The sequence below is a fragment of the Pseudomonas sp. GM21 genome (assembly GCF_000282215.1).
Lineage (GTDB): Bacteria > Pseudomonadota > Gammaproteobacteria > Pseudomonadales > Pseudomonadaceae > Aquipseudomonas.
Genome location: NZ_AKJS01000070.1, coordinates 97,916 through 122,171, shown reverse-complemented (window position 1 = coordinate 122,171; position 24,256 = coordinate 97,916). Strand labels below are relative to the sequence as shown.

The following is a 24,256-nucleotide window of genomic DNA, read 5'->3' as shown; positions in this document are numbered from 1 at the left end:
TATCGACCGGTCGGCGTTGACGAATAAGGACAAGCCTTAATTCATAACCGTATTACTGGACGCGCGGGATGGCATCGAAGACCACGACTGGATTGGCCGTGTAAACACCCGTCTGAGCGGCGGTCGGCTTGGCAGCGGCAACCACCAGATCAGCTCGCATGCCGCCGTTGGATTCGGTATCGCCGACCACTTCTTGAGACACACCGGTCAAGGTTACGCCGTTGAAGGAGTAGGTCAGCGCGATGTTGTTATTACCGTTGAACAGAGGTTGAGGACCACCTTCTACATAAGCATTGACCGAACCGTTAGTGTGGCGGATATCGTAAGTCGCACGCAGCGGGTCCAAGGTGCCGGCCACCAGGTTGTAGGCCATTTTTTCATCTTTACCGAAGTCAGGATTCACCGGTTGGGCGTGGAATACCTGGGTTGGGATAGTGGCGGTGATATTGATGGTCGTGCTCGCGTCATACTCAGCGAACGCCAGCGAAGAACTGAGGGTCAGGAGAGTCATCGGAACGGCGATTGCAAACTTCTTGAACATTATTGAGTACCTGTCTTTTCAAAGGATTGGGCGCGGGAAAGTTATAACAAGCGAATACCATACAGTGAGGCGATGCTGAATTCGCTTAACTTTCAACGCCAGAGAATGATCGGCCAATCGCCAGAGAAAGTAAGTACGTAAGTTCCGAAGCACATGTAGTAACAATGACTTTCTAACAGCAGGAAAAAAGACAGAAAAACACTAATTAGGCTGTATAGCCCTCAGACAAATACTACACACAGTTCTAGCTAAAAAGACACACAGACGATAAACCATCAACTTTCCGTAAGATCAATACTACTAACACACTCAAAGCCCCATGATAAGTATAGAAACTTACAGAGTTAGTTTTATTACTCTAAAAGAGTGACATTCTTGTCCGTCCAATCCTCACGTGCTGCTTCCCTTCAGGCCCTCCTCGACCCTCGACCGTTCGTCCAGCTCCCTTGCTTTCGCCTTAAGATATATCTTAAGTTGTATCTAAACACGACGAGAGAAGACACAAAATGAGAGACCATCATTCCCATCGAGAGCACAACGACAACCGCGATGGCTTCGAAAAACGCCCAAGCCCCGGCCGTGAACGCGGCGGACGCGGACCACGGGTGTTCGCCCCCGGCGACCTGAAACTGCTGCTGTTGGCACTGATCGCCGAACAGCCCTGCCATGGCTATGACCTGATTCGCCAGATCGAAAGCATGTTCGACGGCGCGTACAGCCCCAGCCCTGGCGTGATCTACCCGACCCTGACCTTTCTTGAAGAAAGTGAAATGATTCTGGGCGACGCCGAGGGCGGCAAAAAACGCTACAGCGTCACCGACGCCGGACGTCTGTCGCTGACCGAGCAAGCCATTGCGCTGGACGGCGTGCGAATGCGCATCGAAGTCAGCAAGCGCTCGCTACGCGGTCATGACCGTCCGGCCGAGATCCACGAGGCGGTGCACAACTTGCGTCACGCCTTGCAGATGCATCACGGGCGCTGGAGCCCGGAAGAAATCCTGCGGGTCCGCGACCTGCTCAACAACACTGCAAAAGCCATTGTCGACGGCCCTGCCGTTCAACCTTTTCAGGAGAAAGCCGAATGACTGAAGTGATCGTGCAATCCATCCACCGAGTCATGCATGAGATCAAACGCCGGCGCCTGGAAGTGTTGCGAGTAGTTGATCTGACGCCGCGTATGCGCCGGATCACACTGGGCGGGCCGGAGTTGGCCGGTTTCGTCAGCCTCGGCACCGACGACCACGTCAAACTGCTGTTCCCGCAAAACGCGGCGGAACAAGCGGCGCTGGAAACCTTGGTGCTCGGCGCGGGCAAAGACAACGGGCCGATACCGACGATGCGCGATTACACACCGCGTCGCTACGACCTCGACACCCTGGAACTGGACATCGATTTCGTGTTGCACGGCGACGGCCCTGCCTCAACCTGGGCCGAGCAAGCCAGGCCAGGTCAGTTCCTGCACATCGGCGGACCACGCGGCTCGATGATCGTGCCGGACATGTTCGACAGCTACCTGCTGATCGGCGACGAAACCGCCCTGCCCGCCATCGCCCGGCGGCTTGAAGGACTCGCGGCGAATCGCCGTGCGCTGGTGATTGTGGAAGTGGAGAACGGCGCCGAGCAGCAGCTTCTGGAAAGCGCTGCGCAGATCGATGTTATCTGGGTACTGCGCGAAGGGGGCAAGGACAACCTGCTGACCACCGTCAAGCAACTGCAAGTGCCGAGCGGCAATCTGTACGCGTGGATAGCGACCGAGAGCAAGGTGTCGCGGCAGATACGTCGGGTATTGCTCGATGAGCACAATCTGAATGAGCAGTTCGTCAAAGCCGTCGGCTACTGGCGGCTGGATGACAGCGAAGAGGAGTGACAGGCCCCAAGGCCCCTTCGCGAGCAGGCTCACTCCCACAGTTAATCGCGGTCTAATGTGGGAGCGAGCCTGCTCGCGATGGCGATAGCTCAGCCGCTACAAACCTGAAGTATTTACACGTCGTCCAAGCCACTGATCCAGCCCGATCAACACAAGAGTAATGAGAATAAACCCCGCCAACAATCCCCCCGCATTAACAAACACCTGTGGATAACCCAACTTTTCCACATCAATGAATGGGTAGGGATAAACCGCCAGCACATGCCCGCGCCACAACACAAACGCGAAGTACACCAGTGGATAAATGACCCACAGGCCAACGTGACGTACCCGTAACGTGCCTTTGGGCACACACACCCACCAATACGCCAGAAACAGCAGCGGCATAACGTCGTGCATCAATTCGTCAGCCAGAAACTGCCAGCCTTGGGGATGCCATAGATGTCGCAGCAACACGCTGTATGCCAGCCCCACCACGGCGATGCTCACGGCAATCGCGCTGCTGACCCACGGTTTTAGAAAAAAGCGTCGCGCCGCTGATTCGCGGGATGTCCACTCACAGGTCAATACCGTCGCCACCAACGTGTTGGTCAGCACCGTGAAATAACTGAAAAAGCTCACCACTCCACCGATCAGACTGGCTTCCAGGCTCCAGCGCGAATAGAGAATCAAGTACAGCTGAATGGCCAGTCCGAACCAGCCCAGCAGCGCCGCAACGGCAACAAAGCGACGCCTCGCAGCCGAGCCCGGCATGTTCAGACCGGTCGCTTGGTGCGCATCAATTTGACGTACAAGCGCTCGACCTTTTCCCGGGCCCACGGGGTTTTACGCAGGAACGTCAGGCTCGACTTGATGCTCGGGTCGCTCTTGAAGCAGCGGATATCAATGCGTTCGGCCAGCCCCGACCATTCGTAATGTTCAACCAGGGCGTTGAGGATCTGTTCCAGCGTCACGCCGTGCAGTGGGTTGTTGTTCTGTTCGGTCATGCAGGGCCTTCGAGCGATGTAAGGAGTGGGAAGCCGCGCACCTTAGCCGAGGGTGTGATCGGGTGGAAGCGCTCTGTGCGCTATCTCTTACTGTAGGCGACCTTGATAAGACTGGCGCCCGGCACTGTTACCGAATCTGAAATGAACCATGTCAGTAAAAGCCCTTTCTCTATTTGTAACAGAACATTATCCTTGCGCCCGCCAAGCTGAAACGCTTCCGCACACTGCTTCACGCCTGCTGCAATCCGTTTATTTCCTGAAAAAGACCCGAATTTCTTCTCTATGCCTTACTTTCAAACTTCGCGAGACAGCGCTGTCTGCACGACTGTTGCCAGCCGAAAATTCCTGGCCCTGATCGGTGGGTTCGCCACACTGGGCCTCGCCACCTGCACCCACGCGGCTCCCGCTTTCAATAGCGAGTCACCGTGGATGCTCGGCGACTGGAACGGCACACGTACTGAACTCGCGGAAAAAGGCTACGACTTCAATGTCGATTACACCGGCGAAATGGGCAGCAATCTGCACGGTGGCTACGACCACGACCGCACCGCGCGCTACAGCGACCAGTTCGCCTTCGGCACACACCTGGACTTGCAGAAAATCCTCGATTGGGACGATGCCGAATTTCAGCTGACCATCACCGAACGCAATGGCAATAACATCAGCAACGACCGCATCAACGATCCGCGTGTGGGCGGCTTTACCTCGGCCCAGGAAGTGTGGGGCCGTGGACAGACCTGGCGCCTGACGCAGATGTGGTATCAGCAGAAATTCTTCGATCAGCAACTCGACATCAAGGTCGGTCGCTTCGGTGAAGGCGAAGACTTCAACAGCTTCCCCTGCGACTTCCAGAACCTGGCGTTCTGTGGCTCTCAGGTCGGTAACTGGGTCGGTGGCATCTGGTACAACTGGCCAGTCAGCCAGTGGGCGATGCGGGTCAAATATCACCTCACACCGCAGTTGTATGCGCAGGTCGGCGCCTATGAGCAAAACCCGTCGAACCTGGATCGCGACAATGGCTTCAAGCTCAGCGGCAGCGGCACCCAGGGCGCGATTTTGCCGGTGGAACTGGTGTGGTCGCCGAAAGTTAATGACCTGCCGGGCGAATACCGCGTCGGCTATTACTACAGCAACGCCAACGCCACCGATGTCTACAAGGACAACAACGGCCAGCCTGCCGCGCTGAGTGGCGAGGCGTATCGCAGTGCATCGAGCAAGCACGGCGAGTGGCTGGTTATTCAGCAGCAAGTGACCAACATCGCCAGCGATCACTCCCGTGGGTTGAACGTGTTTGCCAACGCCACGATGCACGACAAGAAGACCAACGCCATCGACAACTACGTCCAGGCCGGCGTGGTCTACAAAGGCTGGTTCGATGCGCGCGCCAAAGACGACATCGGCTTCGCCCTGGCCCGGGTTCACGTCAACCCGGCCTATCGAAAAAACGCCGAAGCGACCAATCAGGCGCACGCCGTTTACGACTACGACGACCCGTCGTACCTGCCGCCGCAAGACACCGAATACAGCGCCGAACTCTATTACGGCGTGCACGTGACGAACTGGCTGACCGTGCGCCCGAACCTGCAATACATCCGCCACCCCGGTGGCGTGGACCAGGTCGATGACGCACTGATTGGCGGGATCAAGATCACCTCGTCTTTCTGAAGCAAACACAAAACCTGTGGGAGCGAGCCTGCTCGCGATAGCGATATATCAATCGACATCAATGTTGAATGTTAAGCCGCCATCGCGAGCAGGCTCGCTCCCACAAGGGACTGCACCAACCGAACACTTTTTATATGAACCATGCCCGCACAGGATCGTCATCTACAGTGACCTTGCACGGGACAACTTGAAACGTCACGGAGAACCACACTATGAGCACTGATGGTGCTTTGAGTCGAAGCCGCCTGTTACCGACCCTGCTCGGCATCCTGCTTCTGCTAATGGGCCTGGCCATGTTGGCAGGCGGGATCAAGCTGAGCATGCTCGGCGGCTCGCTGTATTACCTGCTGGCCGGTATCGGCCTGACGCTGACCGGCGTGCTGCTGATGCTCGCGCGCCGTGCTGCCTTGGGCCTGTACGCACTGGTGCTGTTCGCCAGCACCGTGTGGGCCTTGTGGGAAGTCGGCCTCGACTGGTGGCAACTGGTGCCGCGCCTGGCGATGTTGTTTGCGCTGGGCCTGGTCATGCTGCTGCCGTGGTTGCGTCGTCCGCTGCTGCGCGAAGGCGCTGCCCCGATCGGCACCGGCGCCTTGAGCGTCGCCGTGGTAGTGGCAGGCGTGGCCGCGTTGGCCAGCCAGTTCACCAACCCCGGTGAAATCAAAGGCCAACTGGACCGCGACAGCGTGCCGGGCATGACCAACACCGCACCGGCCATGCCCGACGGTGACTGGAACTCCTACGGCCGCAGCGCTCATGGCGATCGTTACTCGCCCCTGGCGCAGATCACTCCAGAAAACGTTCACAAGCTGGTTCCGGCCTGGACCTACCGTACCGGCGACCTGCCGGGCCCGAACGATCCGGGCGAGACCACCGCAGAAAACACCCCGTTGAAAGTCAACGGCATGCTCTATGTGTGCACGCCGCACAGCCAGGTGATCGCGCTGGATCCGGACACGGGCAAGGAAATCTGGCGTTTCGATCCGAAGCTCTCCACGCAAAACGCGGCGAACTTCAAGGGTTGGGCACACATGACCTGCCGTGGCGTGTCGTATCACGATGACGCCGCCTACGCCTCCGAGCAAAGCCCGACCGGCAGCGCCAGCGCCGCCGTCGAGAATGCCTGCCCACGCCGTATCTTCCTGCCAACCGCCGACACCCGCCTGATCGCCCTCAACGCCGACACCGGCAAGATGTGCGAAGACTTCGGCGACAAGGGCCAGGTTGATCTGCGCGCCAACATTGGCGGCTTCACGGCCGGCGGTTACTACTCCACCTCGCCTCCAGCGGTCACCAAAGACCTGGTGGTGATTGGCGGTCACGTCACCGATAACGTGTCCACCGACGAGCCAAGCGGCGTGATCCGCGCGTTCGACGTGCACACCGGCAAACTGGTGTGGAACTGGGACAGCGGCAAGCCGGACGACACCACACCGATTGCCGAAGGCCAGACCTACACCCGCAACTCGCCGAACATGTGGTCCATGTTCGCCGTCGATGAAAAACTCGGCATGCTCTACCTGCCGATGGGCAACCAGACCCCGGACCAGTTCGGTGGCGATCGCACCCCTGAATCGGAACTGCACGCCGCCGGCCTGACCGCGCTGGACATCGCCACCGGTAAAGTGCGCTGGCACTTCCAGTTCACCCACCATGACCTGTGGGACATGGACGTCGGCGGCCAGCCCACCCTGATGGACCTGAAAACCGCTGACGGCGTGAAGCCGGCGGTGCTGGCGTCCACCAAGCAAGGCAGCATTTACGTGCTGGACCGCAGCACCGGCGAAGCCATCGTGCCGATCAACGAAGTGCCGGTGCCACAAGGCGCTGTCGCCGGGGATCACACCTCGCCAACCCAACCCAAGTCCGACCTCAACCTGATGCCGCCTCCACTGCAAGAACGCGACATGTGGGGCGTCACACCGTTTGATCAACTGATCTGCCGGATCGACTTCAAATCCATGCGCTACGACGGCCCGTTCACGCCGCCATCGCTGCAAGGCTCCATCGTTTACCCAGGCAACTTCGGCGTGTTCGACTGGGGCGGTATCTCGGTTGACCCGGTGCGTCAGATTGCTTTCGTGAACCCGAGCTACATGGCGTTCAAATCGAAGATGATCCCGGCCGCCGAAATCGCCGCCCAAGGCCCGCGCAAAAGCGAGACCGAAGGCGTACAGCCAAACAAAGGCGCACCTTATGGCGTCGTCCTCGAAGCCCTGCTGTCGCCAATGGGCCTGCCGTGCCAGGCACCGGCCTGGGGCTACGTGGCAGCGGTTGACCTGACCAACGCCAAAGTCCTGTGGAAACACAAGAACGGCACCGTGCGCGACAGCTCACCGGTTCCGATCCCGTTGAGCATGGGCGTACCGAGCCTGGGTGGCACCTTCACTACAGCTTCTGGCGTTGGCTTCCTGAGCGGCACTCTGGACCAGTACCTGCGCGCCTACGACGTGAAAAACGGCAAGCAGCTGTGGGAAGGACGCCTGCCGGCCGGCGCGCAAACCACACCGATGACCTACACCGGCAAGGACGGCAAGCAATACGTGCTGGTTGTTGCGGGCGGTCACGGATCGCTGGGCACCAAGCAAGGTGACTACGTGATTGCTTACAAACTGTCCGAGTAAGTTTTAGCGGCGGTTAATGGAAAGGCGACTCCCATGAGGGGGTCGCCTTTTTTGTGCCCGCGATCTTCGCCACGCCACTGAACAAACTGTGGGAGCGAGCCTGCTCGCGAAAGCGGTGTGCCAGCCACCATTCATGTTGAATGTTAAACAGCCTTCGCGAGCAGGCTCGCTCCCACAATTTGATCGAGGTCGGCCTGAAAATTCGGTGGATGTCCTACAGCCGTGGCGATTTTTGAGGAGGATTCCGACAGGTACTGTCGGTTGTTGTGTCAGAAGGCCAAGAGCTAGGCTTTGCCCGTCGCTGCAAATTCAGCGACCGGGTTTGGTCGCCCAGGTTTAGAATGGCGCACTTTTCGTGCTTGCTTCATGGCGAGCTGTGCGTGGGAGGGCTTCGGCCCTGCCGGGTTCCATTCCCTGGTCGACCAACCCGCGTACGGTTTGCCACCCAACTGCTTGGTCGCAGTCGTGGCGAACTCTCTACCTTCGAATGGAGCTTCACCATGATCAAGGAAACACCAAATCCCCCCGAAACCGACGACGTTTCCCCCTACGAATCCGTCGATTCCAAAAAATTCCACGACGCCGCCGAACGCGCGTTGAATCACTACCTCAATCCGGCCGCGCTCAAATCACCGCCCACCCGCAAACCCAGCACGATGTTCATGCTCGCACCGGATCTCAAAGACGAAGACCTGTTGGCCCACACCTGCGAATCGCTGGCCCAGGCCAGTGTGATGGCCAGCAACTTCGCCGCTTATCTGGAAGGCCCGCATCGCAACACCGCCATGGCGATCCAGCAGATCGTCATGCTGGCCGAACTGGCGGTGAACCGGATGCTGGATAACCTGGAATTGCCGAAAGCTACGCCACACCGCTAATCCCTCAGCAGCATTTACCATTCAAGATCATGGGCACTTGCAGTTGAAGGCAGGGTAAAAGATGAAAAAGGGGCAGACTTCACAGTCCGCCCCCGGCTTTCCAACAAGACTTGATCTCAAACCCTCAAAACCGCGAAACACTGCGCATCGCATCCACCAGATACCGCATCGCAATCCGGTCGCTCTCCGACAGCTCTCGATACCTTTCCAACAACTTCATTTCGTCTGGATTGAGTCGGCGCCTTCGCCGGCCGCTTGCCAGGCAAGGTAAGAGGCCTAACATTTCGGTGATGCCTTGTACTTTCGTCATCGACGATGTCCTTTTATACGTTCGAGAAAACTTCAAAAACCGCATCGCCCTCTCCTTTTTGTTTGTCGCCGGCCTTAAGGGCAGAAGCCGGTCATGAGCACAGGATAGAAACTATCCGCGCGCTGAAAAGCGGTTTTTAGAGTAATTAGTCAAAAAAAGCAGAAATGCCCTATAAATCAGAAAGTACTGTCGGAAAAATTAACCGAAATGTCTTGTTTCATTGCCGCACTGCCAAAGTGCTACCAATCATTTTTTGTCAGCAACCGAACGGTTTAAGCTAATTGGCATCTCTTTAAAGTCCGTTGCGTTTGGTCGAAGGCATGTCCGAACCGTTATTTTTGATCCAGCACGTGCCAGGAACGGCGCGGGATTGCTCACGACAGGTTGTACTTATGCATCGCAGGAATTTGCTCAAAGCGTCCATGGCTATTGCGGCCTACACCGGTTTGTCGGCCACCGGCCTGCTGGCCGCCCGTGCCTGGGCGGGCAACGATACTGCGGATGGCGAGGCCCAGGCGTTCGATTTTGAAGCGCTGAAGATTCAAGCCAGGCAACTCGCCGGCAACCGCTATCAGGACACCAAACAGGTGCTGCCGCCGACGCTGGCGACCATGACGCCGCAGAATTTCAACGCCATCCGCTACGATGCGAATCACTCGCTGTGGAAGGATTTGAACGGTCAGCTGGACGTGCAGTTTTTCCACGTCGGCATGGGGTTCAAGCAGCCGGTGCGCATGTACAGCGTCAATCCCAAGACGCGTCAGGCGCGGGAGGTGCATTTCCGCCCTTCCCTGTTCAACTATGAAAGAACCACGGTCGACACCAAGCAGCTCGCGGGTGATCTTGGATTTTCCGGGTTCAAGTTGTTCAAGGCCCCGGAGCTGGACCGGCACGATGTGTTGTCCTTCCTCGGCGCCAGTTATTTCCGTGCGGTGGATAACACCGGGCAATACGGGCTGTCGGCACGCGGGCTGGCGATTGATACGTACGGCAAGAAGCGCGAGGAGTTTCCAGACTTCACCAAGTTCTGGTTCGAGACACCGGACAAGGACAGCACCCGCTTTGTGGTCTATGCCCTGCTGGATTCGCCGAGTGCCACCGGCGCTTACCGCTTCGACATCGATTGCCAGGCCAACCAGGTTGTCATGGGTGTCGATGCCCATATCAACGCGCGTACCGCCATAGAGCAATTGGGCATCGCGCCGATGACCAGCATGTTCAGCTGCGGTACCCATGAGCGGCGCATGTGCGACACCATTCACCCGCAGATCCACGATTCGGATCGTCTGGCGATGTGGCGCGGTAACGGTGAATGGATCTGCCGCCCGCTGAACAACCCGGCGACCCTGCAATTCAATGCCTTCGCCGACACCGATCCAAAGGGTTTCGGCCTGGTCCAGACCGACCATGAGTTCGCCAGCTATCAGGACACTGTCGACTGGTACAGCAAGCGCCCGAGCCTGTGGGTAGAACCTACAACCGCGTGGGGCGAAGGCTCTATCGATCTGCTGGAAATTCCTACAACCGGCGAGACGCTGGATAACATCGTCGCATTCTGGACCCCGAAAAAACCGGTGCTGGCCGGGGATTCCCTGAATTACGGCTACAAGCTCTACTGGAGCGCGCTGCCACCAGTCGGCACGCCGCTGGCGCGGGTCAACGCGACCCGTTCGGGCATGGGCGGCTTCACCGAAGGATGGGCGCCGGGCGAGCATTACCCGGAAGTCTGGGCACGGCGCTTTGCGGTGGACTTCACCGGTGGTGGTCTGGATCGCTTACCGGAAGGTGCCGGGATTGAGCCGGTGGTGACGTGCTCCAACGGACAGGTGAAGGACTTCAACGTGTTGGTGCTGGATGACATCAAGGGTTACCGCATTACCTTTGACTGGTTCCCGACCAATGATAGCGTCGAGCCGGTGGAGCTGAGGTTGTTCATTCGGACCAATGACCGGACGCTGAGCGAGACCTGGTTGTACCAGTACTTCCCGCCGGCGCCGGACAAGCGTAAGTACACCTGATAGTCATTGGGTGCCTGGGCTGGCCCCTTCGCCAGCAGGCTAGCTCCCACAGTGGATCGCCATAAGACACAGATTTTGTGTATGACAAAGATCAACTGTGGGAGCTAGCCTGCTGGCGATGGGGCCGGTCCAGTATTACAAAAATACCGGCCAAAAATCACAAAAGCCCCGATCACAACGATCGGGGCTTTTTGTTTTCAGAGCCTCACTCAGTCACGCAAATCCGACTCATGAATCGGCTGTTCCCGGTGCGTCGCCCGCTGGTACTGCGCCGGCCAGATCGCCTTGCGCCCTCCCAGATCATCATCGGCATGCAGCGGCCAATACGGATCACGCAACAGTTCCCGCGCCAGGAAGATGATGTCCGCCTGGCACGTGCGCAAGATATGCTCGGCCTGGGCCGGTTCGGTAATCATGCCGACCGTGCCTGTGGCAATCCCCGACTCCTTGCGCACGCGCTCGGCGAAGCGGGTTTGATAACCGGGGCCTGTCGGAATTTCGGCATTGGCCGCCGTACCGCCTGACGAAACGTCGATCAGGTCCACGCCCAACGCCTGGAGGCGTCGCGCCAGCTCAACGGTTTCGTCCGGGTTCCAGCCGTCTTCCACCCAATCGGTAGCCGACACCCGCACGAACAGCGGCAGCTCTTCAGGCCACACCGCACGCACCGCTTCGGTGACTTGCAGCACCAGCCGAATGCGATTCTCGAACGAACCGCCATATTGATCGCGTCGCTGATTGCTCAGCGGTGATAGAAATTGATGCAACAGGTAACCGTGGGCGGCGTGTATTTCGACCACTTTGAAACCGGCTGTCAGTGCGCGCTTGGCCGAATCAACAAAGGCCTGAACGACCTCGGCGATCTCGCTTTCATCGAGTTGCCGTGGATGAGTGTGCTGCGGGTCAAAGGCAATCGTCGACGGGCCCACCGGCACCCAGCCGCCGTCTTCGGGTTTGACGCTGCCATGGTTGCCGAGCCACGGCCGATGGGTGCTGGCTTTACGCCCGGCATGTGCCAACTGGATACCGGCCACGGCGCCCTGTGCAGCGATAAAGCGCGTAATGCGTTGCAGGGGTTCGATCTGTTCGTCGTTCCACAGGCCGAGGTCCTGGGCGGTGATGCGCCCGTCGGCGGTGACTGCCGTGGCTTCGGTAAACACCAGGCCGGCGCCGCCGACCGCGCGACTGCCGAGGTGAACGAGGTGCCAGTCATTGGCCAGCCCATCGACGCTGGAGTACTGGCACATTGGGGAAACCGCGATACGGTTGAGCAGGGTCAATTGACGCAGGGTATAGGGTTCAAGCAGCAGACTCATGGGTCACCTCTCGTATCAGTGGGCAGGCTCCAGGGTTCTGTTTGAAAAGTCGACGAGTGACAGGAAAAAGACGCAGCACCCGCCCCCGCGGGCAAAAAATTCGACAAGACGTCACAAGGATAATCAAGCAGTGATTAGAGCCTAGTCGACATCGGGGAGATGAGGGAGGGTTCCTGGGATATTTGGCGTCAGGGAGATCGCTATCGCGGTTCGATGTGGGCAATCATTAGCTGCACGGTTTCGTTACCGCGAAACTCGTTGAGGTCGAGTTTGTAGGCCAGTTCCACCCACTTGATGGTCGGGTTCGGCCAGATTTCGCGGTCGATGCCGAAGGCGATACCGTCTAGTTTCACCGAACCGCATTCGCTTTTTAGCACCACTTTCAGGTGACGTTCGCCGACGACACGCTGCTCGACCAACTGGAACACGCCATGGAACAACGGCTCGGGAAAGTGCTGCCCCCATGGACCGGCATGACGCAGGGCGCGGGCCAGTTCGAGGTGGAACTCTTCGACCGCCAGCGTGCCGTCCGACAGCAGGCGCCCGGTCAGGTCTTCTTCGCGCAATTGCCGGCGCACTTCCGCGTCGAAGGCCTCGGCGAACAGCGGAAAATTCGCTTCCGGCAGAGTCAAGCCAGCCGCCATGGCGTGGCCGCCGTATTTGCTGATCAGGTTGGGATGCTGCGCCGCCACCACGCTCAACGCGTCGCGAATGTGGAAACCCTGTACCGAACGCCCCGAGCCCTTGAGCAAACCATCGCCGGCATCGGCAAAGGCGATGGTCGGACGGAAATAGCGCTCTTTCATACGCGAAGCGAGGATACCGATGACACCCTGGTGCCACTCGGGATCAAACAGGCACAAACCGAACGGCATCGACTCGACCGGCAAATCCTTCAGTTGCGCCAGCGCTTCACGCTGCATGCCCTGCTCGATGGATTTGCGGTCCTGGTTCATGCCGTCGAGTTGCACGGCCATTTCCCGCGCCATCCCCGTGTCGTCGGTGAGCAGGCACTCGATGCCCAGGCTCATGTCGTCCAGGCGCCCTGCTGCGTTCAGGCGCGGGCCGACAATGAAGCCCAAATCCGTGGAAGTGATACGGGCATGATCACGCTTGGCCACTTCAAGGATGGCCTTGATTCCCGGCCGGGCACGTCCGGCGCGAATCCGCTCCAGGCCCTGGTGCACCAGAATCCGGTTGTTGGCATCCAGCGGCACCACATCTGCAACACTGCCCAGCGCGACCAGATCCAGCAACTCGCCGATGTTCGGTTGCGGCTTGCTTTCGTACCAGCCGAGGCTGCGCAGTCGGGCGCGAAGGGCCATCAGCACATAGAAAATCACCCCGACGCCGGCCAGCGCCTTGCTCGGGAAGTCGCACCCTGGCTGGTTTGGATTGACGATGGCATCGGCCAGCGGCAATTCATCGCCGGGCAAGTGGTGGTCGGTGACCAACACGTTGAGGCCGGCCTTTTTCGCCGCCGCCACGCCTTCGACACTGGAGATGCCGTTGTCCACGGTGATCAGCAATTGCGGCGTGCGGGTCAAGGCCACTTCGACGATTTCAGGCGTCAGGCCGTAGCCGTACTCAAACCGGTTCGGCACCAGATAATCGACGTGAGCCGCGCCCAGCAGGCGCAAACCCAATACGCCCACGGTACTGGCCGTCGCACCATCGGCGTCAAAGTCGCCGACGATCAGAATGCGCTGGCGCTGCTCCAGCGCCGTCACCAGCAAATCCACGGCGGCTTCAATGCCCTTGAGCTGCTGAAACGGAATCAGCCGCGCCAGGCTCTTGTCCAGTTCCGCCTCGGTCAGCACGCCCCGCGCCGCGTACAGGCGGGTCAGCAGCGGCGGCAGATCACCGAGAAATGGCAGGGTGTCGGGCAACAGGCGAGGTTCGATGCGCATGGGGTGACAGGTGCTTCTCTTGAATACGTTGGATAAAACCGAGTGAAACGGGACTGCAGCGATTGATCAGCCGCGTTCGCCGCTCAACCATTGCAACTGGACTTCGTGCTGACCACGATCGTCGGTGACGAAAATCGTCCCTTCACTGATCATCACGTCCCACTTGATTACCCGTGGCATGTCTTTGGCCAGGGTTTCCAGCACTTCCTGCGGCACGGCAGCAATGTGCACGTTTTTCAGGTTTTTGATGGCCGGGATCACTTTGGTTTCCCAGACGCGCAAGCTGCCGTAAGCCAGCAGGCTGGTGCGTTCGGTGCGACGCGAGCACCAGGTCAGGCGATCGGCGTCTGGCTGGCCGACTTCGATCCAGTGCAGGACGCGGTCGTCCAGGCTCTTTTCCCACAAGGCGGGTTCATCCACGTCCGACAGACCACGGCCGAATGACAGCTGCTCGTTGTACCAGAAGGCGTAGGCCAGCAGCCGCACGGTCATGCGTTCTTCGGTTTCCGAAGGGTGACGGGCGATGGTCTGCTTCACGGTCTCGTAAACGCTGCGGTCGAGGTCGGTGAGGTTCAGTTCAAACTTGTAGGTCGTGGACGGCTGGGCCATGAACGGGCTTCTTGATACGAGGAAAGGCGGCAAGTCTAACCGATGCTGTAGGTAATCATCGAACTGAAGGCGATTCTGCTTGCTCGTCTGACGTTCGGCTATGTTAAAACGGCGTATTCGCCCAGCCTTTGTCCTACAGGATCCCGCATGCCGCTCTCCGGAAAACCACTCTCAGGTCTGAAAGTCATTGAATTGGGTACCCTGATCGCCGGGCCGTTTGCCTCGCGCATTTGCGGTGAGTTTGGCGCCGAAGTGATCAAGATCGAATCCCCCGACGGTGGCGATCCGTTGCGCAAATGGCGAAAGCTGTACGAAGGCACCTCGCTGTGGTGGTTCGTTCAGGCGCGTAACAAAAAGTCCCTGACCCTGAACCTGAAACACCCCGACGGCCTGGCGATTCTGAAAAAGCTGCTCAGCGAAGCGGACATCCTGATCGAGAACTTTCGCCCTGGCGTCCTGGAAAAGCTCGGCCTGGGCTGGGAAGTCCTGCATGCATTGAACCCGAAGCTGGTGATGGTGCGCCTCTCCGGTTTCGGTCAGACCGGGCCGATGAAAGATCAACCCGGTTTTGGCGCGGTCGGTGAATCCATGGGTGGCCTGCGCTACATCACCGGGTTCGAGGACCGGCCACCGGTGCGCACCGGAATTTCCATCGGCGACTCGATTGCGGCACTCTGGGGTGTGATCGGCGCACTGATGGCCCTGCGTCATCGCGAAGTGAACGGCGGTCTCGGCCAAGTGGTCGACGTGGCGCTGTACGAAGCAATCTTCGCGATGATGGAAAGCATGGTGCCGGAGTTCGATGTGTTTGGATTCATTCGCGAGCGCACTGGCAACATCATGCCGGGCATCACGCCCTCCTCGATCCACACCAGCGCCGACGGCAAACATGTGCAGATCGGCGCCAATGGCGATGCGATTTTCAAACGTTTCATGCTGATCATCGGCCGCGACGACCTGGCCAATGACCCAGTGCTGGCCAGCAATGACGGGCGTGATGGCCGTCGCGACGAGATTTATGGGGTGATCGACCGCTGGGTCAATTCGCTGCCACTGGACACGGTCATCGAACGGCTGAATCAAGCGGACGTCCCGGCCAGCCGGATCTTCAGCGCCGAAGACATGTTCAGCGATCCGCAGTACCTGGCCCGGGAAATGTTCCTGCAGGCCAAGCTTCCGGATGGCAAGGATTTCAAGATGCCGGGTATTGTGCCGAAACTCTCTGAAACACCTGGCACTTCAGAATGGGTCGGGCCGCAACTCGGTGAGCACAACGCACAAGTGCTCCAGGAACTTGGCTATGACGCGCTGCAAATTGCACAATTGCGCAAAGATGGGGCTATCTAAGCTCAAGCGCTGATTCTGCGTTACGGCCAATCGCAGGCAAAAAGAAACCCCGAGAAGTGGGGAGACGACTCGGGGTCAAACGTGGCCTACATAAAGGCCCGTAGCAGCAAGCTACAAGCACCGGAGCACAATGCTTGATCCTGCTGTTGTAGGGTCTGACTGACTTTGTCGCGGGATGGTTCCCACAAAAATCACTTCAATTTCGGCTGGCCAGGATTTTGTCCTGAGCCGCATTACGCAATGCCGCGATGACACAGGGCTCCAGCCGTCCTTCGGCAATGAGTACGTCGCGGTGCAATCCGTCGACGACGTCGGTCAGCAGACGTTTGTCGGTCAGCTGCGCTTGATTGAATGCGCGTTCGACGACAATCGCGCCCGTCGTATTCTTCAATGTCACCAGGCATTCACCCTGGGCGCCCGACGGAGTCAGCGTGACCTGATAGGGGCTCAGCGCCTCTACGAGCAATAGACTAATACTTTCCATCTCGATCACCACTCAATAGTCCGAAAACAAAGTGCCTGGGGTCTGCTCACCATTAATGACCACTGGCCCGAGAAGAAAGTTCTGGATTTCAGGTGCAGGCGCGTCGGCGCCTCTGGTTGATAGAGCATGCACGGCGAAGATGACAAGGAGAAAACAAAGGCTTCACTCTCCTCGTCGCCGACTTCTGTCGGTCCAGCCTCCCAATAAACCTCGCAATTGGCCGTCGGCGCTGTAGAACGGCACAGTCCATTGGTAAACGTTCCTGACGCCATTGTGAAACAACAAATGACGCTCAATGAACCGGGGTTGGCGCGTGGCGAGCTGGACGGTAAATTCGGCATGCAGAAGTTCGGCGGTCGCCTTGGGCAGAAGGTCGAGCTCGATCAGCTGTCGCCCCTGAACCTGATCAAAACGGGTCGACAAGCCTTCCTCATAACTCTTGTTGCAAATGACCATCCGCCCTTCCAGGTCACGTACAAACATCGGGTCGGGCATCGCGTCCATCATCGCCTGCTGGAAGGCCAGTTGATCGCTGAGACTTTTCTCGGCCTTCAGGCGATGCTGGATCAGTACCGTCAGACGTCGATTCCAGAGCAAGGACAGCAGGCCGAACACGCTGACTATACAAACGCCCCAACACCCCCACTGGGTGAACCGTTGCCATCCAGTCGGCTCACGCACCGGGCCGATCCCGTTGAGCCACTTCGAGCGAATGGCACGCAACTCGGCAGGCGGAAACGCCTCGAGCGCCTTGTTGAGGACGCTGAGCAACTGCGGCTGACCTTTGCGTATTGTCAGGTAGTCCGCTTCCCATTTGCCCTCCACCGTACGCCCCACCTTGAGTTGTCCAGACGGGTAGAGCTGCGCGCCGGTTTCATTTTCGATGGTGGCGTAGGCATCTCCGCTCTCGACCAAGGCCCTGGCCTCGGCGTACGTTTTGACCGAGCGTAGCTCGATGGAGGGAAAGTCACGACGAATCACCGGCTCCAGCGCATGCCTGGCCGGCAGCACCACCACCCTTTTCATCAGTTGCTCCAGAGACTGGATCTCAGGCAAACCCGCCCGTCCGACAAATACCCACCCCGCTCCTCCGAATGCATGACTGAAATCCAGGAACGTCTTGCGTTCGTCGTTCATCGCCAGCGTCGTGCTCATGTCCGCCGCGCCACTCTCCAGCCTCTCAAGCAATTGGGCGGTGGAAAACGACTCCTCATGAATAAACTGCAACCCCGTCATCTCACCGATGCGATTGAGGAGGTCATTGTTCAAACCGCTCCATTGACCGTGCTCATCCTTGAACAGATACAGCGGATATTGAGTCGACGCGACGATGATTTGCGGGTTTTCGGCCATCCATTTTTTTTCTTCGGCATTCAGCTCAATCATCACGCCAATGACAGAGCCCTTTGCCTCGGAAATCGCCAATTGTGCCGACAGCGCCGTTTGAATAAAGCCGATGGCGCTGACTAAAAACACCCAGCACACAGCTGGTTTGAACCCTCTACAAAACCACATTGCCACTTCCTTCGTGATCAACTCACCCTTTCCTCACGGGCGAAAACGCTACAAGTGTGGCACGCAGAAATGAGAAAGCCCGTCAGGAGACGGGCTTCAAAATGTGACAGCTTTTACGGTTACAGCGGCTTGCCGCGGTTGCCATGCTGACTGACAAAGGCCTGCACGGCTTTCAGGTCGTTTGGCAACACGGTGCAACGCTCATCTCTCTCAAACAAATCAGAAAGATGTGCAGGGAGCTCAAGCGCTTTTCCTACGCCAGCCTTCTCCACTGCGTCAGGGAATTTGACTGGATGCGCGGTGCCGAGAATCACCATTGGAATATCCAGGCTGCGACGGCACTCGCGTGCAGCTTTCACGCCGATGGCCGTGTGAGGGTCCAGCAGCTCGCCGGTTTGCTCGTACACCTCGGCGAGGGTTTCGCAGGTTTGCACGTCGTCCACGGACAGCGAATCAAACAGTTTGCGGGCTTCGGTCCAGCGCTCCTCTTCGACGCTGAAACCACCACCCTGTTTGAAGCTGTCCATTAGCCCGGCAATCGCCGCGCCATTGCGACCGTGCAAGTCGAACAGCAGGCGTTCGAAGTTCGACGACACCATGATGTCCATCGACGGCGACAGCGTGGCGTGCAGGGTTTCCTTGACGTACTGGTTGCCGCTCATGAAGCGGTGCAGGATGTCGTTGCGGTTAGTGGCGACGATCAACTGGTTGATCGGCAGGCCCATGTTGCGCGCCAGGTAACCGGCGAAGATGTCGCCGAAGTTGCCGGTTGGCACCGAGAACGATACCGAACGCGCCGGGCCTCCGAGCTGCAGGGCGGCGTGGAAGTAGTAGACGATCTGGGCCATGATCCGCGCCCAGTTGATCGAGTTCACCGCGACCAGACGCGTACCTTTGAGGAAGCTCTGGTCAGCGAAGCTCGCCTTGACCATTTCCTGGCAGTCATCGAAGTTGCCATCGATGGCGATGTTGTGGATGTTCTCGCCGAAAATGGTGGTCATCTGCCGACGCTGCACTTCGGACACGCGGTTGTGCGGGTGCAGGATGAAGATGTCGACGTTTTCGCAATGCTTGCAGCCTTCGATGGCGGCCGAACCGGTATCACCGGAAGTCGCGCCGACAATCACCACACGCTCGCCGCGCTTTTCCAGCACGTAGTCGAGCAGGCGACCGAGCAGTTGCAGGGCGAAGTCTTTAAACGCCAAGGTTGGGCCGTGGAACAGTTCCAGCACCCACTCGTTGCCGTTCAACTGACGCAGTGGCGCTACGGCGTTGTGCGAGAACACACCGTACGTTTCTTCGAGAATCTTTTTGAAATCGGCATCAGGGATGCTGCCGGTCACGAACGGGCGCATCACCCGGAAGGCCAGCTCGTGATACGGCAGGCCGGCCCAGGAAGCGATTTCTTCCTGGGTGAAACGTGGCAGGTTTTCCGGGACGTACAGACCGCCGTCTGTGGCGAGACCGGCCAGCAGGACGTCTTCGAAATTCAGGGCCGGTGCCTGGCCGCGGGTACTGATATAGCGCATTTTTTCAAACCTTCGGTTTGAGCCTCAAGATTCAAGCTTCAAGCTGCAAGCTGAGCAACACTGGTCTCTAGCTTGCAACTTTCAGCTTGCAGCTTGCAGCTGCTTAGTTAAGGTGTTCGACACGGATCCGTACAACCGGACCGACAACACCGGTCAACGCTTCAAGGGCGGCAATCGCGTCGTTCATGTGCTGTTCCAGCACACGGTGAGTCAGCATGATCATCGGCACCAGACCGTCATGCTCTTCCACTTCTTTCTGCATGATCGATTCGATGTTGATGCCACGCTCCGACAGGATGCTCGCCACCTGAGCCAACACGCCCGGATGGTCCTTGGCCTGAATGCGCAGGTAGTAGGCGCTTTCGCAGGATTCGATCGGCAGGATCGGATGCGCCGACAGCGAGTCCGGCTGGAAGGCCAGATGCGGTACGCGGTTTTCCGGGTCGGAGGTCATGGCGCGAACCACGTCCACCAGGTCGGCGATCACCGACGAAGCGGTTGGCTCCATGCCCGCACCTGCGCCGTAGAACAGCGTCGAACCGGCCGCATCGCCGTTGACCATGACCGCGTTCATCACGCCGTTGACGTTGGCGATCAGGCGATCAGCCGGGATCAGCGTCGGGTGTACGCGCAGTTCGATACCGGCAGGCGTGCTGCGTGCCACACCGAGGTGCTTGATGCGGTAGCCCAACGCTTCGGCGTAGTTCACGTCAGCGGTGGTCAGCTTGGTGATGCCTTCGGTGTAGGCCTTGTCGAATTGCAGCGGGATACCGAACGCGATGGAGGCCAGGATCGTCAGCTTGTGGGCTGCGTCGATGCCTTCAACGTCGAAAGTCGGATCGGCTTCGGCGTAACCCAGGGCTTGCGCCTCGGCCAACACGTCTTCGAAGGTTCGGCCCTTTTCACGCATTTCGGTGAGGATGAAGTTGCCGGTGCCGTTGATGATCCCGGCGACCCAGTTGATGCGGTTGGCGGACAGGCCTTCACGGATCGCCTTGATCACCGGAATGCCGCCGGCCACAGCCGCTTCGAACGCCACAATCACGCCTTTCTCGCGAGCCTTGGCGAAAATTTCATTACCGTGAACGGCAATCAGTGCCTTGTTCGCGGTGACCACATGCTTGCCATTCTCGATGGCCTTGAGTACCAGCTCGCGGGCAACGGTGTAGCCGCCCACCAACTCTATAACGATGTCGATCTCAGGGTTCGTGGCCACTTCGAAGACATCGTTGGTAATCGCAATACCGGTCGTTTGGAACTGAGGCTTTGGCGTGCGCGTGGCAATTTGTGCCACTTCGATTCCACGCCCGGCACGACGAGCAATTTCCTCGGCGTTGCGCTGAAGTACGTTGAAGGTACCGCCACCGACGGTTCCTAACCCACAGATGCCTACTTTGACCGGTTTCACTGTGAACTCCCCATAAAACGGCCGACTCAAGGTCGGCCGTGAAAACAACCGCGTGCTCGCGGTTCCCTATTAATGACCCGGCAATGTTGCTGCCGGACCATGATCGTCAATGGCTGACCGTGACGATTCGAATTTACTTCGCGCTCAGTGCCAGTTTGGCGACTTGTGGCGCTGGCTGGTAGCCCGGAATGACCTGACCGTCGGCCAAAACGATGGCCGGTGTACCATTCACGCCAATCGACTGACCGAGGGCGAACTGTTTGGAAACCGGGTTATCGCACTTGGCGGCCTTGATTTCCTTGCCGTCGACCATTTTGTCCATGGCGGCTTTCTTGTCTTTCGAGCACCAGACCGCTTGCAGCTGTTCGTCACCCGGCGATCCCAGACCCTGGCGCGGGAATGCGACATAACGCACTTCGATGCCACGTTTATTCAGCTCAGGCACTTCGGCGTGCAGTTTGTGACAGTACGGGCAGGTGGTGTCGGTAAACACCGTGATGTGCGACTTGGTTTCACCGATGGCCGGATACACCACGGTGTCCGCGACCGGAATCTCATTGACCAGTTTGGAAACGCCCAGGCGCTCGGTCTTCTCGGTCAGGTTGACCGGTTTGCCGTCCTTGAGCTGAAACATGTAGCCCTGAACCACGTACTGGCCATCGGCGCTGGCGTACAACACGCGGCTACCTTTGAGTTTGACTTCGTACAGACCTGGCAGCGGGCTGGCCGTGATGGTTTCGACGGGCACGTCGAGCTGGAGGTTTTCCAGACTTTTACGAATGGCTTTGTCGGCCGCGTCATCAGCGACGGCAAAGGTGCTGACCAACGCAATGGCGGCGGCGGCGAAAATCTGGGTCAGACGCATGAGAACTCCTGAAGGCGGACAAATGGGACGATCAGAACGCCCGTGCGATACACCGGGTCATAAACGCCCATCGTGCAAACCGGCAAAGCCTACCACATAAGGCTCGCGTGGCCGAATGCGCCTGATGCACGACATCTCGCTCACGCTGCACGACGCATTTATGCAGCTGGCGAAGCCTGCGTCGGCCGGTCCGCGCTAACCGCGCGGGTGGTGTTTGGCGTGCAAGTCCTGCAAGCGTGCACGGGCGACATGGGTGTAGATCTGCGTGGTGGACAAATCGCTGTGGCCAAGCAGCATTTGCACCACACGCAGGTCGGCGCCGTGGTTGAGCAGGTGCGTCGCAAAAGCGTGGCGAAGGGTGTGTGGTGACAACGACTTGCCGATTCCGGCGACCTTGGCCTGGTGCTTGATGCGATGCCAAAAGGTCTGGCGGGTCATCTGTTCGCCGCGCAGGCTGGGGAACAGCACATCACTGGGACGCCCGCCGAGCAACTCGCCACGGGCGTCGCGCATGTAGCGCTCGACCCAGACAATCGCTTCCTCGCCCATCGGCACCAAGCGCTCCTTGCTGCCCTTGCCCATGACCCGGAGCACACCCTGGCGCAAATTGACCTGCTCCAGCGTCAGGCTGATCAGCTCTGTCACCCGCAAACCACACGCATAAAGCACTTCGAGCATGGCGCGGTCACGTTGGCCGATGGCTTCGCTCAGATCCGGCGCCTTGAGCAAGGCCTCGACGTCGGCTTCCGACAGGGATTTCGGCAAGGGCCTGCCCAGCTGCGGCATGTCGACGCGCAAGGTGGGGTCAACCGCGATCAGTTTTTCCCGCAGCAAATAACGATAAAAGCCACGCACACCCGAGAGGAATCGCGCCGTGGAACGGGGTTTGTAGTTTTGCTCCAGTCGCCAGGCCAAGTGATCGAGGATCAACTCACGGCCAGCGTTGATCAACTCCAGTCCTTTCTCCTGCAACCAGCCGTTGAACAGCGCGAGGTCGCTGCGATAGGCATCGCGGGTGTTATCGGCAAGACCTTTTTCCAGCCACAGGGCGTCGAGAAATTGGTCTATCAGCGGATGATCAATGGCAGGCATAAAGGCTCAGGCAAGACAGGTAACGACTGGAAAGTGACGAACAGTCTTTCATAGCACGCGCACTCGCGGAACCATTGCCGGCATAAATCGCAGGCAACAAAAAAGCAGCCCGTAGGCTGCTTTTTTCTGCATCGGAAGCTGGACTTAAGCCAGTTTTTCCTTGATGCGAGCTGCTTTACCGGACAGGTCACGCAGGTAGTACAGCTTGGCTTTACGTACGTCACCGCGACGTTTAACGGCCATGCTGTCGATTTGCGGGCTGTAGGTCTGGAAAGTACGCTCTACGCCAACACCGTTGGAGATTTTACGAACGGTGAAAGCACTGTTTACGCCGCGGTTACGCTTGGCGATAACAACACCTTCGAACGCTTGCAGACGCGAACGGTCGCCTTCCTTCACTTTCACCTGAACGACAATGGTGTCGCCCGGGGCAAAGGTAGGGATCTCTTTGGTCATCTGCTCTGCTTCGAGTGCAAGGATGATTTTGTTAGTCATGCTGTGCTCCTAAGGTAAATCGTCGGATCTACCATCGATACGTTGTTAACTATCGTCCCGCTCGCGGATGTATTCCTCGAGCAGCTTCTTCTCTTCTCCAGAAAGCGAGCGGCTTTCCAGAAGATCGGCGCGTCGTTCAAAGGTCCTACCAAGGGACTGCTGTAAACGCCAACGCCGGATATGCGCGTGATTGCCACTTAGCAACACGTCGGGAACACGCTGATCCGCATACACCTCCGGTCGGGTGTAGTGCGGGCAATCCAGCAGACCATCCGTAAAGGAATCTTCCTCGGCGGAGTCCGCATGCCCTAAAGCTCCAGGCAGCAGTCGTGTAACCGCATCGATCAGGACCATCGCCGGCAGCTCGCCGCCAGACAGTACATAGTCGCCAATCGACCACTCTTCATCGACATGAGTATCTATAAAACGCTCGTCAATGCCTTCATAGCGGCCGGCAATCAGGATCAATGCATCCAGATTCGCCAACTCGCGCACCGCCGACTGAGTCAGTTGACGGCCTTGGGGGGACAGGTAAATTACCTTCGCCGCCTCCCCGGCTGCTGCCTTGGCCTGAACCAGTGCATCTTCCAGGGGCTTGATCTTCATCACCATGCCCGGACCACCGCCAAATGGGCGATCATCCACAGTGTGATGTCGATCCGTCGTGTAGTCTCGCGGGTTCCAACAGGTGAGCTGCAACAGCCCCTGTTTCACCGCCCGACTGGTGATGCCGTACTCGCTGATGGCGGAGAACATCTCGGGAAACAAACTGATCACTTCTACGCGCAAGTTAGCCACGC

Annotated in this window: 22 protein-coding genes; 7 read left to right on the top strand and 15 right to left on the bottom strand. The window is 58.5% G+C overall.

Annotation, left to right across the window (positions count from 1 at the left end; genetic code table 11):
- Window positions 1–52: 52 nt before the first annotated feature.
- Entirely contained in the window at window positions 53–541 is a 489-nt protein-coding gene (locus tag PMI22_RS18795; protein WP_007944901.1) for a CS1 type fimbrial major subunit, read from the bottom strand.
- Window positions 542–1,047: 506 nt separating this feature from the next.
- On the opposite strand from PMI22_RS18795, the gene PMI22_RS18800 reads away from it, so the two are divergent.
- Window positions 1,048–1,626, top strand: a complete 579-nt coding sequence (locus PMI22_RS18800; RefSeq protein WP_007944899.1) for a PadR family transcriptional regulator — start codon at window positions 1,048–1,050, stop codon at window positions 1,624–1,626.
- Window positions 1,623–2,408: a siderophore-interacting protein gene (locus tag PMI22_RS18805; protein ID WP_007944897.1), complete on the top strand. Its 786-nt coding sequence runs from the start codon at window positions 1,623–1,625 to the stop codon at window positions 2,406–2,408. The genes PMI22_RS18800 and PMI22_RS18805 overlap by 4 nt, the downstream gene beginning before the upstream one ends.
- A 96-nt stretch (window positions 2,409–2,504) precedes the next feature.
- On the opposite strand, the gene PMI22_RS18810 is transcribed toward PMI22_RS18805, so the two are convergent.
- Both PMI22_RS18810 and PMI22_RS18815 read right to left on the bottom strand, forming a co-directional pair.
- On the bottom strand, window positions 2,505–3,161 hold the full coding sequence (locus PMI22_RS18810) for a Pr6Pr family membrane protein (protein WP_007944896.1): 657 nt from the start codon (window positions 3,159–3,161) through the stop codon (window positions 2,505–2,507).
- 2 nt (window positions 3,162–3,163) lie between these two features.
- Window positions 3,164–3,394 carry a VF530 family DNA-binding protein gene (locus PMI22_RS18815; RefSeq protein WP_007944895.1) on the bottom strand — a complete coding sequence of 77 codons (231 nt, stop codon included), beginning with the start codon at window positions 3,392–3,394 and terminating at the stop codon, window positions 3,164–3,166.
- A gap of 282 nt (window positions 3,395–3,676) precedes the next feature.
- On the opposite strand from PMI22_RS18815, the gene PMI22_RS18820 reads away from it, so the two are divergent.
- From PMI22_RS18820 to PMI22_RS18830, 3 genes are all read left to right on the top strand, one after another.
- Window positions 3,677–5,059 (top strand): carbohydrate porin, encoded by a 1,383-nt coding sequence (locus PMI22_RS18820; protein WP_007944894.1) that lies wholly within the window; start codon window positions 3,677–3,679, stop codon window positions 5,057–5,059.
- A 212-nt stretch (window positions 5,060–5,271) separates the two neighbouring features.
- Window positions 5,272–7,680 carry a glucose/quinate/shikimate family membrane-bound PQQ-dependent dehydrogenase gene (locus PMI22_RS18825; RefSeq protein ID WP_007944893.1) on the top strand — a complete coding sequence of 803 codons (2,409 nt, stop codon included), beginning with the start codon at window positions 5,272–5,274 and terminating at the stop codon, window positions 7,678–7,680.
- A gap of 500 nt (window positions 7,681–8,180) precedes the next feature.
- Window positions 8,181–8,558: a DUF6124 family protein gene (locus PMI22_RS18830; RefSeq protein WP_007944892.1), complete on the top strand. Its 378-nt coding sequence runs from the start codon at window positions 8,181–8,183 to the stop codon at window positions 8,556–8,558.
- A 124-nt stretch (window positions 8,559–8,682) separates the two neighbouring features.
- On the opposite strand, the gene PMI22_RS18835 is transcribed toward PMI22_RS18830, so the two are convergent.
- The gene (locus tag PMI22_RS18835; protein WP_007944891.1) at window positions 8,683–8,868 is read right to left on the bottom strand and encodes a hypothetical protein; all 186 of its coding nucleotides are present in this window, start codon (window positions 8,866–8,868) and stop codon (window positions 8,683–8,685) included.
- 392 nt (window positions 8,869–9,260) lie between these two features.
- On the opposite strand from PMI22_RS18835, the gene PMI22_RS18840 reads away from it, so the two are divergent.
- Window positions 9,261–10,886 carry a glucan biosynthesis protein D gene (locus PMI22_RS18840; protein ID WP_007944890.1) on the top strand — a complete coding sequence of 542 codons (1,626 nt, stop codon included), beginning with the start codon at window positions 9,261–9,263 and terminating at the stop codon, window positions 10,884–10,886.
- A 209-nt stretch (window positions 10,887–11,095) separates the two neighbouring features.
- On the opposite strand, the gene PMI22_RS18845 is transcribed toward PMI22_RS18840, so the two are convergent.
- The 3 genes from PMI22_RS18845 to PMI22_RS18855 form a co-directional block, all read right to left on the bottom strand.
- A complete protein-coding gene (locus PMI22_RS18845) occupies window positions 11,096–12,202 on the bottom strand; it encodes an NADH:flavin oxidoreductase/NADH oxidase (protein WP_007944889.1) in 1,107 nt (368 codons plus the stop codon).
- Window positions 12,203–12,402: 200 nt separating this feature from the next.
- A complete protein-coding gene (gene recJ / locus PMI22_RS18850; RefSeq protein WP_007944887.1) occupies window positions 12,403–14,112 on the bottom strand; it encodes a single-stranded-DNA-specific exonuclease RecJ in 1,710 nt (569 codons plus the stop codon).
- Window positions 14,113–14,178: 66 nt separating this feature from the next.
- Window positions 14,179–14,721 (bottom strand): YaeQ family protein, encoded by a 543-nt coding sequence (locus PMI22_RS18855; protein WP_007944886.1) that lies wholly within the window; start codon window positions 14,719–14,721, stop codon window positions 14,179–14,181.
- Window positions 14,722–14,868: 147 nt separating this feature from the next.
- On the opposite strand from PMI22_RS18855, the gene PMI22_RS18860 reads away from it, so the two are divergent.
- Window positions 14,869–16,068 (top strand): CaiB/BaiF CoA transferase family protein, encoded by a 1,200-nt coding sequence (locus PMI22_RS18860; RefSeq protein ID WP_007944885.1) that lies wholly within the window; start codon window positions 14,869–14,871, stop codon window positions 16,066–16,068.
- Between the two features lie 196 nt (window positions 16,069–16,264).
- Here the strand turns inward: PMI22_RS18860 and PMI22_RS18865 are convergent, their stop codons facing one another.
- The 8 genes from PMI22_RS18865 to trmD form a co-directional block, all read right to left on the bottom strand.
- Entirely contained in the window at window positions 16,265–16,552 is a 288-nt protein-coding gene (locus PMI22_RS18865; RefSeq protein ID WP_007944884.1) for a DUF3509 domain-containing protein, read from the bottom strand.
- A 162-nt stretch (window positions 16,553–16,714) separates the two neighbouring features.
- Window positions 16,715–18,067 carry a transporter substrate-binding domain-containing protein gene (locus PMI22_RS18870; RefSeq protein ID WP_007944883.1) on the bottom strand — a complete coding sequence of 451 codons (1,353 nt, stop codon included), beginning with the start codon at window positions 18,065–18,067 and terminating at the stop codon, window positions 16,715–16,717.
- Window positions 18,068–18,186: 119 nt separating this feature from the next.
- Window positions 18,187–19,596 (bottom strand): threonine synthase, encoded by a 1,410-nt coding sequence (thrC, locus tag PMI22_RS18875; protein WP_007944882.1) that lies wholly within the window; start codon window positions 19,594–19,596, stop codon window positions 18,187–18,189.
- 103 nt (window positions 19,597–19,699) lie between these two features.
- Window positions 19,700–21,004: a homoserine dehydrogenase gene (locus tag PMI22_RS18880; RefSeq protein WP_007944880.1), complete on the bottom strand. Its 1,305-nt coding sequence runs from the start codon at window positions 21,002–21,004 to the stop codon at window positions 19,700–19,702.
- 133 nt (window positions 21,005–21,137) lie between these two features.
- Window positions 21,138–21,869, bottom strand: coding sequence for a bifunctional protein-disulfide isomerase/oxidoreductase DsbC (gene dsbC / locus PMI22_RS18885; RefSeq protein WP_007944878.1), 732 nt, complete (start codon window positions 21,867–21,869; stop codon window positions 21,138–21,140).
- 195 nt (window positions 21,870–22,064) lie between these two features.
- Window positions 22,065–22,961 (bottom strand): site-specific tyrosine recombinase XerD, encoded by an 897-nt coding sequence (gene xerD / locus PMI22_RS18890; RefSeq protein WP_007944877.1) that lies wholly within the window; start codon window positions 22,959–22,961, stop codon window positions 22,065–22,067.
- A 144-nt stretch (window positions 22,962–23,105) separates the two neighbouring features.
- On the bottom strand, window positions 23,106–23,456 hold the full coding sequence (rplS, locus tag PMI22_RS18895; RefSeq protein ID WP_003175895.1) for a 50S ribosomal protein L19: 351 nt from the start codon (window positions 23,454–23,456) through the stop codon (window positions 23,106–23,108).
- Between the two features lie 45 nt (window positions 23,457–23,501).
- The gene (gene trmD, locus PMI22_RS18900) at window positions 23,502–24,254 is read right to left on the bottom strand and encodes a tRNA (guanosine(37)-N1)-methyltransferase TrmD (protein ID WP_007944874.1); all 753 of its coding nucleotides are present in this window, start codon (window positions 24,252–24,254) and stop codon (window positions 23,502–23,504) included.
- Between the last annotated feature and the right edge of the window lie 2 nt (window positions 24,255–24,256).